General features: G+C 50.5%; 14 protein-coding genes. 11 read left to right on the top strand and 3 right to left on the bottom strand.

Annotated features, from left to right (window positions below):
* Positions 1-108: 108 nt before the first annotated feature.
* Complete coding sequence (tkt, locus tag EA26_RS18135) at positions 109-2,103, bottom strand: transketolase (RefSeq protein WP_039430516.1); 1,995 nt, start codon at positions 2,101-2,103, stop codon at positions 109-111.
* Positions 2,104-2,425: 322 nt separating this feature from the next.
* Here tkt and metK point away from each other — a divergent pair, with 322 nt between their 5' ends.
* From metK to ruvX, 7 genes are all read left to right on the top strand, one after another.
* Entirely contained in the window at positions 2,426-3,580 is a 1,155-nt protein-coding gene (gene metK / locus EA26_RS18140) for a methionine adenosyltransferase (RefSeq protein ID WP_039430517.1), read from the top strand.
* Positions 3,581-3,692: 112 nt separating this feature from the next.
* A complete protein-coding gene (locus tag EA26_RS18145) occupies positions 3,693-4,193 on the top strand; it encodes a SprT family zinc-dependent metalloprotease (protein ID WP_039430518.1) in 501 nt (166 codons plus the stop codon).
* 119 nt (positions 4,194-4,312) lie between these two features.
* On the top strand, positions 4,313-5,008 hold the full coding sequence (gene endA / locus EA26_RS18150; protein WP_039430519.1) for a deoxyribonuclease I: 696 nt from the start codon (positions 4,313-4,315) through the stop codon (positions 5,006-5,008).
* 454 nt (positions 5,009-5,462) lie between these two features.
* On the top strand, positions 5,463-6,194 hold the full coding sequence (gene rsmE / locus EA26_RS18155) for a 16S rRNA (uracil(1498)-N(3))-methyltransferase (RefSeq protein WP_039430520.1): 732 nt from the start codon (positions 5,463-5,465) through the stop codon (positions 6,192-6,194).
* Positions 6,195-6,208: 14 nt separating this feature from the next.
* Positions 6,209-7,162, top strand: coding sequence for a glutathione synthase (gshB, locus tag EA26_RS18160; RefSeq protein ID WP_039430521.1), 954 nt, complete (start codon positions 6,209-6,211; stop codon positions 7,160-7,162).
* A gap of 51 nt (positions 7,163-7,213) precedes the next feature.
* Positions 7,214-7,777, top strand: a complete 564-nt coding sequence (locus EA26_RS18165) for a YqgE/AlgH family protein (RefSeq protein WP_039430522.1) — start codon at positions 7,214-7,216, stop codon at positions 7,775-7,777.
* Between the two features lie 40 nt (positions 7,778-7,817).
* The gene (gene ruvX, locus EA26_RS18170) at positions 7,818-8,240 is read left to right on the top strand and encodes a Holliday junction resolvase RuvX (RefSeq protein WP_039430523.1); all 423 of its coding nucleotides are present in this window, start codon (positions 7,818-7,820) and stop codon (positions 8,238-8,240) included.
* Positions 8,241-8,303: 63 nt separating this feature from the next.
* Here the strand turns inward: ruvX and EA26_RS18175 are convergent, their stop codons facing one another.
* A complete protein-coding gene (locus tag EA26_RS18175) occupies positions 8,304-9,410 on the bottom strand; it encodes a PilT/PilU family type 4a pilus ATPase (protein ID WP_039431675.1) in 1,107 nt (368 codons plus the stop codon).
* A 17-nt stretch (positions 9,411-9,427) separates the two neighbouring features.
* The gene (locus EA26_RS18180; RefSeq protein WP_039430524.1) at positions 9,428-10,465 is read right to left on the bottom strand and encodes a type IV pilus twitching motility protein PilT; all 1,038 of its coding nucleotides are present in this window, start codon (positions 10,463-10,465) and stop codon (positions 9,428-9,430) included.
* Positions 10,466-10,489: 24 nt separating this feature from the next.
* Between EA26_RS18180 and EA26_RS18185 the strand changes: the two genes are divergently transcribed.
* From EA26_RS18185 to yggU, 4 genes are read left to right on the top strand one after another with little or no spacing between them, the layout of a single operon-like run.
* Positions 10,490-11,200, top strand: coding sequence for a YggS family pyridoxal phosphate-dependent enzyme (locus tag EA26_RS18185; RefSeq protein WP_039430525.1), 711 nt, complete (start codon positions 10,490-10,492; stop codon positions 11,198-11,200).
* 40 nt (positions 11,201-11,240) lie between these two features.
* Positions 11,241-12,059: a pyrroline-5-carboxylate reductase gene (gene proC / locus EA26_RS18190; protein WP_039430526.1), complete on the top strand. Its 819-nt coding sequence runs from the start codon at positions 11,241-11,243 to the stop codon at positions 12,057-12,059.
* Between the two features lie 44 nt (positions 12,060-12,103).
* Complete coding sequence (locus tag EA26_RS18195; protein WP_039430527.1) at positions 12,104-12,661, top strand: YggT family protein; 558 nt, start codon at positions 12,104-12,106, stop codon at positions 12,659-12,661.
* Positions 12,661-12,951 (top strand): DUF167 family protein YggU, encoded by a 291-nt coding sequence (gene yggU, locus EA26_RS18200; RefSeq protein ID WP_039430528.1) that lies wholly within the window; start codon positions 12,661-12,663, stop codon positions 12,949-12,951. The genes EA26_RS18195 and yggU overlap by 1 nt, the downstream gene beginning before the upstream one ends.
* Positions 12,952-12,969 lie beyond the last annotated feature (18 nt).

A 12,969-nucleotide genomic window follows, 5' to 3' on the forward strand; every position in this document is an offset into this window, starting at 1 on the left:
CATCGCCCCACATTTTTTTCGTGTCACGCATAGTAACTTATCGAAAACCTTTGCGCATTAAAATAAAAGCCGAGTCAGGTTGACTCGGCTTGTTCCACTTTGTAGCGCTTAAGCGATGATTTCTTTCGCTGTGTTCACCACGTTGTCTACTGTGAAACCGAACATTTCGAACAGTTGATCAGCGGGTGCTGATTCACCAAACGTCGTCATACCGATAATGCGACCGCCAAAGCCAACGTACTTGTACCAGAAATCTGCAATGCCCGCTTCGATAGCGATGCGCGCTGTTACGTCTGATGGCAGTACCGCTTCACGGTAAGCCGCATCTTGCTTGTCGAATGCATCGGTAGATGGCATGGAAACCACGCGTACTTTCTTGCCTTCTGCGGTTAGTTGTTCAGCGGCTTTTACGGCTAGCTCAACTTCAGAGCCCGTCGCGATTAGGATAAGCTCTGGCTTGCCATCGCTGTCTTTTAGGATGTAACCACCTTTGGCGATGTCTGCCACTTGCTCAGCGCTGCGCGCTTGCTGCGCGAGGTTTTGACGAGAGAAAATCAGCGCCGATGGGCCATCTTTACGCTCAATTGCCAGTTTCCAAGCTACCGCTGATTCCACTTGGTCGCATGGACGCCAAGTGCTCATGTTTGGCGTTAGACGTAGTGATGCGATTTGCTCAACTGGTTGGTGAGTAGGGCCATCTTCGCCCAAGCCGATAGAGTCGTGCGTGTAGACTTGGATGTTCTGGATCTTCATCAGCGCCGCCATGCGCATGGCGTTACGTGCGTATTCCATAAACATCAGGAAAGTCGCTCCGTAAGGAACGAAACCACCGTGCAGCGCGATACCGTTCATGATCGCCGTCATACCGAATTCACGCACACCGTAGTGGATGTAGTTACCAGAGAAGTCGCTTGCTTCTAGCGACTTAGAACCCGACCACATGGTGAGGTTAGAAGGCGCTAGGTCAGCTGAGCCGCCCATGAATTCTGGTAGCATTTTACCAAACGCTTCCAGCGCGTTTTGCGATGCTTTACGTGATGCGATGTTCGCTGGGTTTGCTTGAAGGTCAGCAATGATTTGGTTTGCTTTCTCTTCCCACTCAGCTGGAAGTTCACCGTTTACGCGGCGTTTAAATTCAGCTGCCAGCTCAGGGTACGCTGCTTCATAAGCTGCAAATTTCTCGTTCCACGCTGCTTCCTTAGCTGCGCCTGTTTCTTTCGCTGACCATTCTGCGTACACTTCTTGCGGAATTTCAAAAGGACCGTGCTCCCAACCTAGTTCTTTACGTGTCGCTGCAATTTCTTCAGCGCCTAGTGGTGCGCCGTGACAGTCGTGCGAGCCTGATTTGTTTGGTGAACCAAAACCGATGATGGTTTTAGTACAGATAAGCGTCGGGCGTGGGTCTGCTTTTGCCGCGATGATAGCTGCATTGATGGCGTTCGCATCGTGACCGTCAACGGCTGGGATGACGTGCCAGCCGTAAGCTTCGAAACGTTTAGGCGTATCGTCAGAGAACCAACCTTCAACGTGACCGTCGATCGAAATGCCGTTGTCATCCCAGAATGCGATCAGTTTGCCTAGACCTAGCGTACCAGCAAGAGAACAAGCTTCGTGCGAAATACCTTCCATCAGACAGCCATCACCCATGAACACGTAAGTGAAGTGGTCAACGATGTCGTGGCCTTCTTTGTTGAATTGCGCTGCGAGCGCTTTCTCAGCCATTGCCATACCAACCGCGTTGGTGATGCCTTGGCCTAGTGGGCCCGTTGTTGTTTCGATGCCTGGTGCATAGCCGTATTCTGGGTGACCTGGAGTCTTAGAGTGCAATTGACGGAAGTTCTTTAGGTCGTCGATAGATAGCTCGTAACCGCTTAGGTGCAGTAGCGAGTAAATCAGCATCGAGCCGTGGCCGTTAGACAGCACGAAGCGGTCGCGGTCCGCCCACTCTGGGTTTGATGGGTTGTGGTTTAGGTGGCCGCGCCAAAGAACTTCAGCGATGTCCGCCATACCCATAGGTGCCCCTGGGTGGCCTGAATTTGCTTTTTGTACGCCGTCCATGCTGAGTGCGCGGATTGCATTAGCGAGATGTTTACGAGATGGCATGTCTGCTCCTGAGTGCATTAAGCGATGTAATAAGAAAAATTGCGCTGGCTATTTTCGCAAAGCAATCTCTGCTCTGCAAACGATTTACCCGAGAAATACCCCTAGCAAACCATGCTCTACTTCACTGAAAGCGCAATAGAGCAAATTCTTTGCGCCAGCAAGGCAAACGATTACTTTTGGCTCATACTAAAAAATCACTTGTAATTCGAGTATTCAAAACTAGAATAGACGTCTAGATGTAGAAACGCCTACAAATCGTATTTCATTCCCGGAGCTGAGAGCAAGTGTTCAGCTGCGAAAATTAATCAAAAGTGGAGCTCTCATGGCAAAGCACCTGTTCACTTCTGAGTCAGTATCAGAAGGCCATCCAGACAAAATTGCAGACCAGATTTCTGATGCGGTTCTTGATGCGATTCTTGAGCAAGACCCGAAAGCACGTGTTGCATGTGAAACTTACGTAAAAACCGGCATGGTCATGGTCGGTGGTGAAATTACCACTTCTGCCTGGGTTGATATCGAAGAACTGACACGCGAAACCGTACGCGAAATCGGCTACGTTCACTCAGACATGGGCTTCGACGCCAACTCTTGTGCTGTTCTAAACACCATCGGTAAACAGTCTCCTGACATCAACCAAGGCGTTGATAAAGCCGATCCTAAAGAGCAAGGCGCGGGCGACCAAGGCATTATGTTCGGCTACGCATGTAACGAAACCGAAGTACTGATGCCAGCACCAATTACCTACGCGCACCGTTTGATGGAACGTCAAGCGAAAGTACGTAAAGATGGCACGCTGCCATGGTTGCGCCCTGATGCAAAATCACAGGTTACTTTCCAATACGATCAAGGCAAAATTGTTGGTATTGATGCGGTTGTGCTGTCTACTCAGCACTGTGATTCTATCTCGACACCAGATCTGCGCGAAGCGGTGATGGAAGAGATCATCAAGCCTGTTCTTCCTTCTGAATGGCTAAACAAAGAAACCAAGTACTTCATCAACCCAACCGGTCGTTTCGTTATCGGTGGTCCAATGGGTGACTGTGGCCTGACCGGTCGTAAGATCATCGTGGATACCTACGGCGGCGCCGCTCGTCACGGTGGTGGTGCTTTCTCTGGTAAAGATCCATCCAAGGTTGACCGTTCAGCCGCTTACGCAGCACGTTACGTGGCGAAAAACATCGTCGCAGCTGGCATGGCTGATCGTTGTGAAATCCAACTGTCTTATGCAATCGGTGTGGCGGATCCAACCTCTATCATGGTGGAAACATTCGGTACTGAGAAAGTGTCGCACGACATCATCATTGAAGCCGTTCGCCAGTTCTTCGACCTGCGTCCATACGGCCTGCAAGAGATGCTGAATCTGCTTCAGCCAATCTACAAGAAGACCGCTGCATATGGTCACTTCGGTCGCGAAGAGTTCCCTTGGGAAGCAACCGACAAAGCAGCACTACTGCGTGAGTTTGCTGGCATCAAATAATCAGCCTCTTCTCGAACAAAAAGCCTCTGCTACAATGCAGGGGCTTTTTATTATGCCTAAGAATTGGTTATGCGTAATAAAGCCCCAATTTTTGCCGTTTGAAGAAGAGTCCATGTTGCACCCCGAACTAGCCGAACAATCCTCGCAAGTCCTCGCCCACTGTATCGCCTTAGCCGAGCAACGCTTTCAGCGCACTTTCCCTCTGCCCAAACTCAGTTTTAACGTGAGAGGCAAAGTGGCAGGAAAAGCTTACTTGCAACTAAATGAGATACGCCTGAATCCTGTATTGTTCAAAGAAAACCCTGATGAGTTTTTGCAAGAGGTGATTCCTCACGAAGTTGCCCACCTCATCACTTATCAAGTGTTCGGGCGCGTCAAACCCCACGGTAAAGAGTGGCAAGCGATTATGGAGCAGGTATTTCAGCAACCAGCAAGAACGACGCATCGCTTTAATATCCATTCGGTACAAGGGAAAACCTTTCAATATCGCTGCGCCTGCGCCGAGTACCCACTGTCGATTCGCCGCCACAACAAAGTGCAACGTCATCAAGCCAGTTATTGCTGCACAAAGTGTCGTCAGACTTTGCAGTTTACCGGCTTACAACTCAGTTAGCGGCCTCTCTAAGCTCGCCCTCCGCGCAGTTTTGACTCAGCTTTAACAATTCGCTCACTACTTCGCGGAAAAACTGAGTGCTACAATTTAAAAAGTCATACTTTTCTAAGACTTTTTAGATGAAATACCTATTTTCACTACTGGCGGCTCTCAGCAGCTTGCCTGTACTGGCTGCGCCCCCGGCCAACTTCTCTGCGGCGAAGAAAGAGGCGCTACAAATTTACCAAGATTATCCGGTCAGTTTTTACTGTGGCTGCGAGATTCAATGGCAAGGAAAAAAAGGCATTCCAGATTTGCAATCTTGTGGTTATCAAGTGCGTAAGCAACAAAATCGTGCCAGTCGTATTGAGTGGGAACATGTGGTGCCCGCTTGGCAGTTCGGCCACCAGCGACAATGTTGGCAAAACGGTGGACGGAAAAATTGCAGCAAACATGATGTTCAGTTTCGCTCGATGGAAGCGGATCTGCATAACCTCACCCCAGCAGTTGGCGAAGTCAACGGCGATCGCTCGAACTTTAATTTTAGCCAGTGGAATGGCGTTGATGGTGAGACCTATGGCCGCTGTGAAATGCAGGTCAATTTCAAAGCGCGTAAAGTGATGCCGCCGGATCGCGCCCGAGGCTCTATTGCTCGCACGTATCTCTACATGAGCCGAGAGTACGGCTTCCAACTGTCGAAACAGCAGACTCAGTTGATGCAAGCATGGAATAAAACTTATCCCGTATCAGAGTGGGAATGCATACGCGATGAGCGAATTGCCAAAGTTCAGGGCAACCACAACTCTTATGTGAAGGAAGCGTGTCAAACGCGATAGAAAAATCCCAGTGTCGCCACTGGGATGCCATCATACTTACTCTTTCGCGCCGATATCCTCAAGATAACCAAAGCGTTCTTTACGCTTTTGCGGTGAAGAGGTTAAGGGCTGACTGTAGGTCAACTACTTAGCCATTTGGGCCATCAGACGAAGAAGAGCCGCCATTACAGCCAGCTAATAGTCATCAGCAGGGCACAAGCCACTGCCAGTTTGGTCTTTTTCATAACACTATCCATGATTATTGTACTTATTAATTTGTTTAAACTTTGCCAGCTTGAATACGTTCTCCCCTACAAAGCGGCATACAAACTATTCATGAAAACAATAAATAACAATCACTTTGGCGAAAAATTACGACCTTACGCTTAAATTACCACACTGACTTGTTTTTTCTCCTCCGCGCATCCATGTTAATCTCTAATTCATTCTGTCTGTTGCAGGAACCGGAAACACAATGCGCATCCCTCGAATTTATCACCCCGAAACACTCCATCTGCACCATATCGTCGCCTTGCAGGAAGACGCCGCTGGCCATATCGGCCGCGTTTTGCGCATGAAAGAAGGGCAAGAAGTGCTGCTATTTGATGGCAGTGGCGCACAATTTCCAGCCGAAATCACCGAAGTGAGCAAAAAGCAGGTGTTGGTCAAAGTGACACAGCGGGAGGAAAACAGCAGCGAGTCACCTTTAGATCTCCATTTGGGGCAAGTGATCTCGCGCGGTGAAAAGATGGAGTTCACCATCCAGAAATCGGTAGAGCTTGGGGTCAATACCATTACGCCACTGATTTCGGAGCGATGCGGCGTAAAGTTGGATGAAAAACGCTTTGAGAAAAAACTCGCTCAGTGGCAGAAAATAGCCATTAGCGCTTGTGAGCAATGCGGACGTAACATCATCCCGGAGATTCGCCCCATTATGTCGCTGGAAGCTTGGTGCGCGGAAGAGTACGACGGCCTAAAGCTTAATCTGCACCCTCGCGCCAAATATTCGATCAACACGCTACCGGAGCTGGTCAACAAAGTGCGCCTGCTGATTGGTCCTGAAGGGGGGCTCTCTGCAGAAGAGATCGACATGACACAAACCTATCACTTTGAAGAGACCCTACTCGGTCCGCGCGTATTGCGTACTGAAACCGCAGCACTGACTGCCATTACCGCGCTACAAGTTCGTTTCGGCGATTTGGGTTAACACGGAGAACACACATGATCAAACTCGGCATCGTAATGGACCCTATTTCGTCCATTAACATCAAGAAAGACTCCAGCTTCGCCATGTTGCTGGAAGCGCAACGTCGCGGTTGGGAAATCCATTACATGGAGATGAATGATCTACACTTAGAGCAAGGCGTGGCGATTGCCGATACCAAAGTGGTCGAGCTAAAAGAAGATCCTAACGGCTGGTACCAATTTAAGTCAGAGCAAACCATTGAACTGGCTGAACTGGATGCGGTATTGATGCGCAAAGATCCACCGTTTGACACGGAATATATTTACGCCACCTACATTTTAGAGCGCGCAGAAGAACAAGGCACCTTAATCGTCAATAAGCCACAAAGCCTACGTGATTGTAACGAGAAACTCTTTACCGCTTGGTTCCCAGAGCTGACGCCAATCACCATGGTGACGCGCAAAGCAGAAAAGATAAAAGCGTTTCGTGAAGAGCATGGCGACATCATCCTTAAACCGCTTGATGGCATGGGTGGTGCATCGATTTTCCGAGTCAAAGAGAACGATCCGAACGTCTCGGTGATCATCGAAACCTTGACCAATCACGGGCAAAACTACGCGATGGCGCAAACCTTTGTGCCAGACATCAGCAATGGCGACAAACGTATTTTGGTGGTAGATGGCGAGCCCATGCCTTACTGTTTAGCGCGCATCCCAGCTAAAGGGGAAACGCGCGGTAACCTCGCCGCTGGCGGTCGTGGTGAAGCTCGCCCACTGAGCGAAACAGATAAGAAAATTGCACTAGCCGTCGCGCCAACGCTGAAAGAAAAAGGACTGATTTTTGTTGGTTTAGATGTGATTGGCGATAAGCTCACCGAGATCAACGTGACCAGCCCAACTTGTATTCGCGAGATTGAAGCGGCGTTTGATATCTCGATTACCGGTAAATTGATGGATGCGATTGAGCGCCGCCTAAAAGCTAAAGCTTGAGCACTCAAGAGCCAGTTGGGGCCGGATGGCCCCTTTGAAGGGGAGTCATGTATGAATTTGACCAATCATTTTCTGGTGGCCATGCCGGGGATGAAAGATCCCTATTTCCAGCACCGAGTGATCTACATTTGTGAACACAATGAAGAGGGTGCGATGGGACTGATGATCAACGCACCGATCGACGTCACCGTGGGCAAAATGCTGGAACAGGTCGATGTACAGCCAGTGCATCCACAATTGCATAGACAAAGTCTGACCAAACCGGTGTACAACGGCGGGCCAGTTTCCGAGGATCGCGGTTTTATTCTGCACCGCCCCAAAGATTACTACGAGTCGAGCATTCAGATGACCGATCACATCGCCGTCACCACGTCCAAAGATATTTTGACGGTACTCGGCACGGAGGCGGAACCGAGCAGTTATCTCGTGGCTTTAGGCTATTCAGGCTGGAGCGCTGGACAGTTGGAAAGCGAGCTAGCGGAAAACTCTTGGTTAACCGTCGAAGCCAGCCCGGAAATCATTTTCGATACCCCTATCGCCCAGCGTTGGCAAAAAGCGGTACAGATGCTCGGCATTAATGCTACCCAACTTTCCAATCAGGCAGGGCACGCTTAACTCGCTGCCCTTCACTCACTTATTGTTACTTAGGTTATTTATGTCACGTACCATCATGGCTTTCGATTTTGGCACCAAGAGTATTGGCAGCGCCATCGGCCAAGAAATTACCGGCACCGCATCGCCGTTAAAGGCCTTCAAAGCCAACGATGGCATTCCCAATTGGGACGAGATTGAAAAGCAAATCAAAGAGTGGCAGCCCACGTTACTCGTGGTCGGCTTGCCGACTGACCTGCACGGAAAAGATCTGCAAACCATCACACCTCGGGCGAAGAAATTTGCCCAGCGGCTGCATGGCCGTTTCGGTTTGCCCGTAGAGCTGCACGATGAGCGCCTTTCCACCACCGAAGCACGCGCCGAACTGTTTTCGATGGGCGGCTACAAAGCGCTAAGTAAGGGCAATGTCGATTGTCAATCTGCGGTGATCATTCTAGAAAGCTGGTTCGAAGCGCAGTGGGGCTAACAGGGCGAGGAAAACCGCAAGAGAGGGACAACCTCTTCCCTCTCATTGCAACAAAGTCCGAGCTTAATCCATATCGATCTTCACGTTGGCCAAGGATCCGGTGTTATTGAGATCGCCGCGCTGGGTTTTGAGCATCAAACGCAGATCGTTGGCCGAATCGGCACTGTGCAACGCATCTTCTTCATTGATCTTGCCTTCCACCACCAACTTATACAGCGATTGATCAAAGGTCTGCATGCCAATCTCTTTGGAGCGCGCCATGGTCGCTTTCAACTCATGCAATTCGCCGCGGCGGATCAAATCCGACACCCTTGGACTGTTGAGTAACACTTCAAACACACCGTGACGGCCTTTGCCGTTTTTATCACGCAGTAACTGCTGACCGATCACCCCTTTGAGATTCATGGATAGATCAAACAGGAACTGCTCTTTTTGCTCTTTCGGCACTAAATGTAGGATCCGCTCCAACGCTTGGTTGGCGTTGTTAGCGTGCAGAGTGGCCATGCACAAGTGGCCCGTTTCGGCAAAGGTCATGGCGTATTCCATCGTCTCTCGGCTGCGGATCTCGCCGATGAGGATCATATCTGGCGCTTGACGCAGCGAGTTTTTCAGCGCCACTTCGTAACTTTCGGTATCGAGCCCCACTTCCCGTTGGGTAACGATACAGCGCTTGTGCTCGTGAACAAATTCAATCGGATCTTCCACCGTCAGAATATGACCACTACGATGGCTATTGCGATAGCCCGTCATCGCCGCCATGGTGGTGGATTTCCCCGACCCCGTCGCTCCCACCACCAGCACAAGACCGCGTTTGGCAATCGACAAATCTTGCAGCACTTGGGGCAACTTGAGTTCTTCAAACGTCGGAATATGGGTTTCAATGCGGCGAATCACCGCGCCCGGTAGCTCTCGCTGATAAAACGCACTGACGCGAAAACGGCCAGAATCACGCACAATCGCGAAGTTTGATTCACGGGTTTTACGAAAATCGGCGCGCCGCTCTTCATCCATTGCACCATCGAGAAACTGCGCGACCTCGGCTTCTGAGAGCTTAGCGCCTTGTGGGCGTAACTCGCCATCGACGCGAAACAGCACCGGCGCGCCTACCGTAATATACAAATCCGACGCTTTAAGAGAGAGCATCCCTTCCAGCACTCGGTTTAACTCAATACTCATGCTGCTCTCCGCTAGAACTTGATCGCTTCGACTTCGATTTTGCTGTCCACTTCTTCTTTGCCGACTTTACCTTGAGCAAGCAACTGCCGTGCATTTTGCTCCATGGTTTGCATACCATGCGCCGCGCCTGTCTGAATGATCGAATACATCTGCGCCACCTTGTCTTCACGGATCAAGTTGCGGATCGCAGGCGTCGCCATCATGATCTCATGACACGCGACACGACCACCGCCAATCCGCTTGAGCAGCTTCTGGGCGATCACCGCGCGCAGCGATTCAGAGAGCATAGAGCGCACCATGTCTTTGTCACTGCCGGGGAACACATCAATGATCCGGTCAACCGTTTTTGCCGCACTGCTGGTGTGCAACGTGCCAAACACCAAGTGACCCGTTTCAGCGGCGGTCAGAGCAAGACTGATGGTTTCCTGATCGCGCAGCTCACCGACTAAAATCACGTCTGGATCTTCACGCAGCGCGCTGCGCAGCGCATTTTTAAAACTGTGCGTATCACGGTGCACTTCACGCTGGTTGATCAAACACTTTTGGTTTTGGTGAACAAACTCAATCGGATCTTCAATGGTGAGAATGTGCTTGTTGTAGTGGCGGTTGATGTAATCAACCATCGCCGCCAATGTGGTGGATTTACCTGAGCCTGTGGGCCCTGTCACCAATACCAGCCCTTTTTCACTGCGCACAATTTTCTCAAAGATTTCTGGCGCATCCAGCTCTTCTAAGGTTGGGATCTTGGTTGGAATGGTACGAAACACCGCCGAGCAGCCACGCGACTGGTGAAAAGCATTGACACGAAAACGCCCCACGTTGGGTAATTCAAACGAGAAATCGACTTCCAGTTTTTCCTCAAATTCACTACGCTGAGAATCATTCATGATTTCGAACACCAGACGATGAACATCAGCATGACTAAAAGCGGGCACGCCGAGCTTTCTTACATCGCCATCTATGCGTACCATAGGCGGAACGCCAGCAGAAAGATGTAGATCCGACGCGTTATGCTTTACACTAAAATCCAGTAACTCAGTGATATCCATTATTTTTCCTTACAAAAACTTGCTATGACTAGTATTCAACAAAACATTGAACATATCACCACACAGATCCGTCGCTCTGAACAAAAGTGTGGACGAGCTCCAGAGTCGGTGCAACTTCTGGCAGTAAGTAAAACTAAACCTGTCGAGGCAATTCTCGAAGCGTACCATGCCGGACAATGCGCTTTTGGTGAAAACTATGTGCAAGAAGGGAGTGAGAAGGTCGACTTTTTTGCCGAGCATCATTCAGACAAAACCATCGAATGGCACTTTATTGGCCCGATTCAGTCCAATAAAAGTCGTTTGGTGGCCGAGCGTTTTGCTTGGGTGCACACCGTGGATCGCGAAAAAATCGCCCAGCGTTTGAATGATCAGCGCCCAGCAGATCTGCCGCCTTTGCAAGTGCTGATTCAGGTTAACACCAGCGGTGAAGCCTCGAAATCCGGTGCCAGCGACACAGAAATATTTGCCCTCGCTGAGTTGATTTCACGCTTACCCAACCTCACCTTAAGAGGGTTGATGTCCATTCCGGAAAATGTCGATGACTACGCCGCGCAACTGGCCGCTTTTGAGCAATTAGCCGCCTTGCAGCAGCGCTTGCGCCAACATTATCCCCAGGTGGATACCCTTTCGATGGGCATGAGTGGAGACATGGACGCGGCAATCGCAGCAGGCTCAAGCATGGTTCGCATCGGCACAGCCATTTTTGGTGCACGGGATTACGCAAGCAAAGCGTAAACGATGCGCCAACACACTGACACAAGCGGAATTGATAGAGATGGAACAGAAAAAAATTGCCTTTATTGGTGCAGGTAACATGGTGCGTGCGATTGTCTCTGGCCTCGTGGGCAACGGATACCCTGCAACACACATTATCGCCACAGCGCCAAGCGAAACTCGCCGATTGCCACTGGAGCAAGAGTTTGCTATTAGCACCACAGCGGATAATCTCGCTGCCGCTCGTGACGCGGATGTGGTGGTCCTGTCTGTCAAACCACAAATGATGGAGGAGGTGTGCAAACCGCTGCAAGCGCTCGACTTTCAAGGCAAACTGGTGATTTCCATCGCCGCTGGCATCAGTTGTCAACGCCTCAAGCAGATGCTCGGTACCACGCAAGATCTGGTGCGCGTAATGCCCAACACACCATCGCAACTGGGGCTAGGAATGAGCGGACTGTATGCACCCGACTCGCTAAGCGATGCAGACAGAACCTTTGCGCAAGAGCTGATGCAAGCGGTCGGCAAAACTTGCTGGGTGGCGCAAGAATCGGGCATCAATAACGTCATTGCCGCAGCAGGCAGCGCGCCAGCCTATTTCTTTTTGTTTATGGAAGCGATGCAAGCAGAAGCGATAGCACAAGGATTTGATAAAGCCACCGCGCGTCTGCTGGTGGAGCAATCTGCGCTGGGCGCGGCCAGTATGGTGGTCAACAATCCGCAGAGCGAGCTTTCGACCTTGCGCGAAAACGTCACCTCCAAAGGGGGCACCACCGCCGAAGCGATCCGTACATTTAACCATCATCAGCTCAGTGATATTGTCGCCAAAGCGATGCGCGCTGCGGTAGAACGCGCACAAGAGATGGAAAAACTGTTTTAATTACCCTGCTGCCTCAGGCAGCATAACCTTTTTAAGGGGCATCTATGAGTTCAATGAGTTTCCTGATTTCGACGCTGTTCGATCTCTACATCATGGTGGTGATCTTACGGATCTGGCTGCAAGCCGCACGCGCCGATTTCTATAACCCATTTTCACAATTTATCGTCAAAGCGACTCAGCCAGTGATCGGCCCGCTGCGCCGTGTGATCCCATCGATTGGCAGTATCGATCTCGCCACTGTGCTGTTTGCCTACCTGCTGTGCGTACTGAAATTTGTGGCGTTGGTGATGGTTGCGTCAGGCGGCTCCGTCAGTTTCAGCGCAGACTTTCTCTTCCTAGGGCTACTGTCATTAATCAAAGCCGCAGGTGGACTACTCTTCTGGGTGCTGTTGATTCGTGCGATCCTAAGCTGGGTAAGCCAAGGCCGCAGCCCGATTGAATACGTTTTCCATCAATTAACTGAACCTATGCTGGCACCGATCCGTCGCATCCTACCAGCTATGGGCGGTTTTGACTTAAGCGTGCTGGTGCTGTTTATTGTGCTGCAATTTGCCAATTTCCTAATGGGCGATCTCATCGGCCCTATCTGGTATCAACTATAATGAGCCAAGCTGCTTGGCAAGAGGGGCAGGATGTGGTGCTGCGGCTCTACATCCAACCCAAAGCCAGCCGTGATAAAATTCTGGGTTTGCATGGTGATGAGCTGAAAATCGCCATTACCGCGCCGCCCGTGGATGGCAAAGCGAATGCCCATCTGGCTAAATTACTGGCCAAGATGTTTAAAGTCGCCAAAAGTCTGGTTGAGATTGAAAAAGGCGAGCTTGGCCGTCACAAGCAAGTGCGCATCCATGCCCCGACGCAGATACCAGAGGAAGTGAAAGCCATCTTGTGATGGCTTTTTGTTTGTCAC

Source organism: Vibrio navarrensis (genome assembly GCF_000764325.1).
Lineage (GTDB): Bacteria > Pseudomonadota > Gammaproteobacteria > Enterobacterales > Vibrionaceae > Vibrio > Vibrio navarrensis.

What these genes read in the sequence shown, in the direction of transcription:
- tkt (WP_039430516.1), bottom strand. Translation starts at nt 2,103, where the DNA reads ATGCCATCTCGTAAACATCTCGCTAATGCAATCCGCGCACTCAGCATG.
- metK (WP_039430517.1), top strand. Translation starts at nt 2,426, where the DNA reads ATGGCAAAGCACCTGTTCACTTCTGAGTCAGTATCAGAAGGCCATCCA.
- EA26_RS18145 (WP_039430518.1), top strand. Translation starts at nt 3,693, where the DNA reads ATGTTGCACCCCGAACTAGCCGAACAATCCTCGCAAGTCCTCGCCCAC.
- endA (WP_039430519.1), top strand. Translation starts at nt 4,313, where the DNA reads ATGAAATACCTATTTTCACTACTGGCGGCTCTCAGCAGCTTGCCTGTA.
- rsmE (WP_039430520.1), top strand. Translation starts at nt 5,463, where the DNA reads ATGCGCATCCCTCGAATTTATCACCCCGAAACACTCCATCTGCACCAT.
- gshB (WP_039430521.1), top strand. Translation starts at nt 6,209, where the DNA reads ATGATCAAACTCGGCATCGTAATGGACCCTATTTCGTCCATTAACATC.
- EA26_RS18165 (WP_039430522.1), top strand. Translation starts at nt 7,214, where the DNA reads ATGAATTTGACCAATCATTTTCTGGTGGCCATGCCGGGGATGAAAGAT.
- ruvX (WP_039430523.1), top strand. Translation starts at nt 7,818, where the DNA reads ATGTCACGTACCATCATGGCTTTCGATTTTGGCACCAAGAGTATTGGC.
- EA26_RS18180 (WP_039430524.1), bottom strand. Translation starts at nt 10,465, where the DNA reads ATGGATATCACTGAGTTACTGGATTTTAGTGTAAAGCATAACGCGTCG.
- EA26_RS18185 (WP_039430525.1), top strand. Translation starts at nt 10,490, where the DNA reads ATGACTAGTATTCAACAAAACATTGAACATATCACCACACAGATCCGT.
- proC (WP_039430526.1), top strand. Translation starts at nt 11,241, where the DNA reads ATGGAACAGAAAAAAATTGCCTTTATTGGTGCAGGTAACATGGTGCGT.
- EA26_RS18195 (WP_039430527.1), top strand. Translation starts at nt 12,104, where the DNA reads ATGAGTTCAATGAGTTTCCTGATTTCGACGCTGTTCGATCTCTACATC.
- yggU (WP_039430528.1), top strand. Translation starts at nt 12,661, where the DNA reads ATGAGCCAAGCTGCTTGGCAAGAGGGGCAGGATGTGGTGCTGCGGCTC.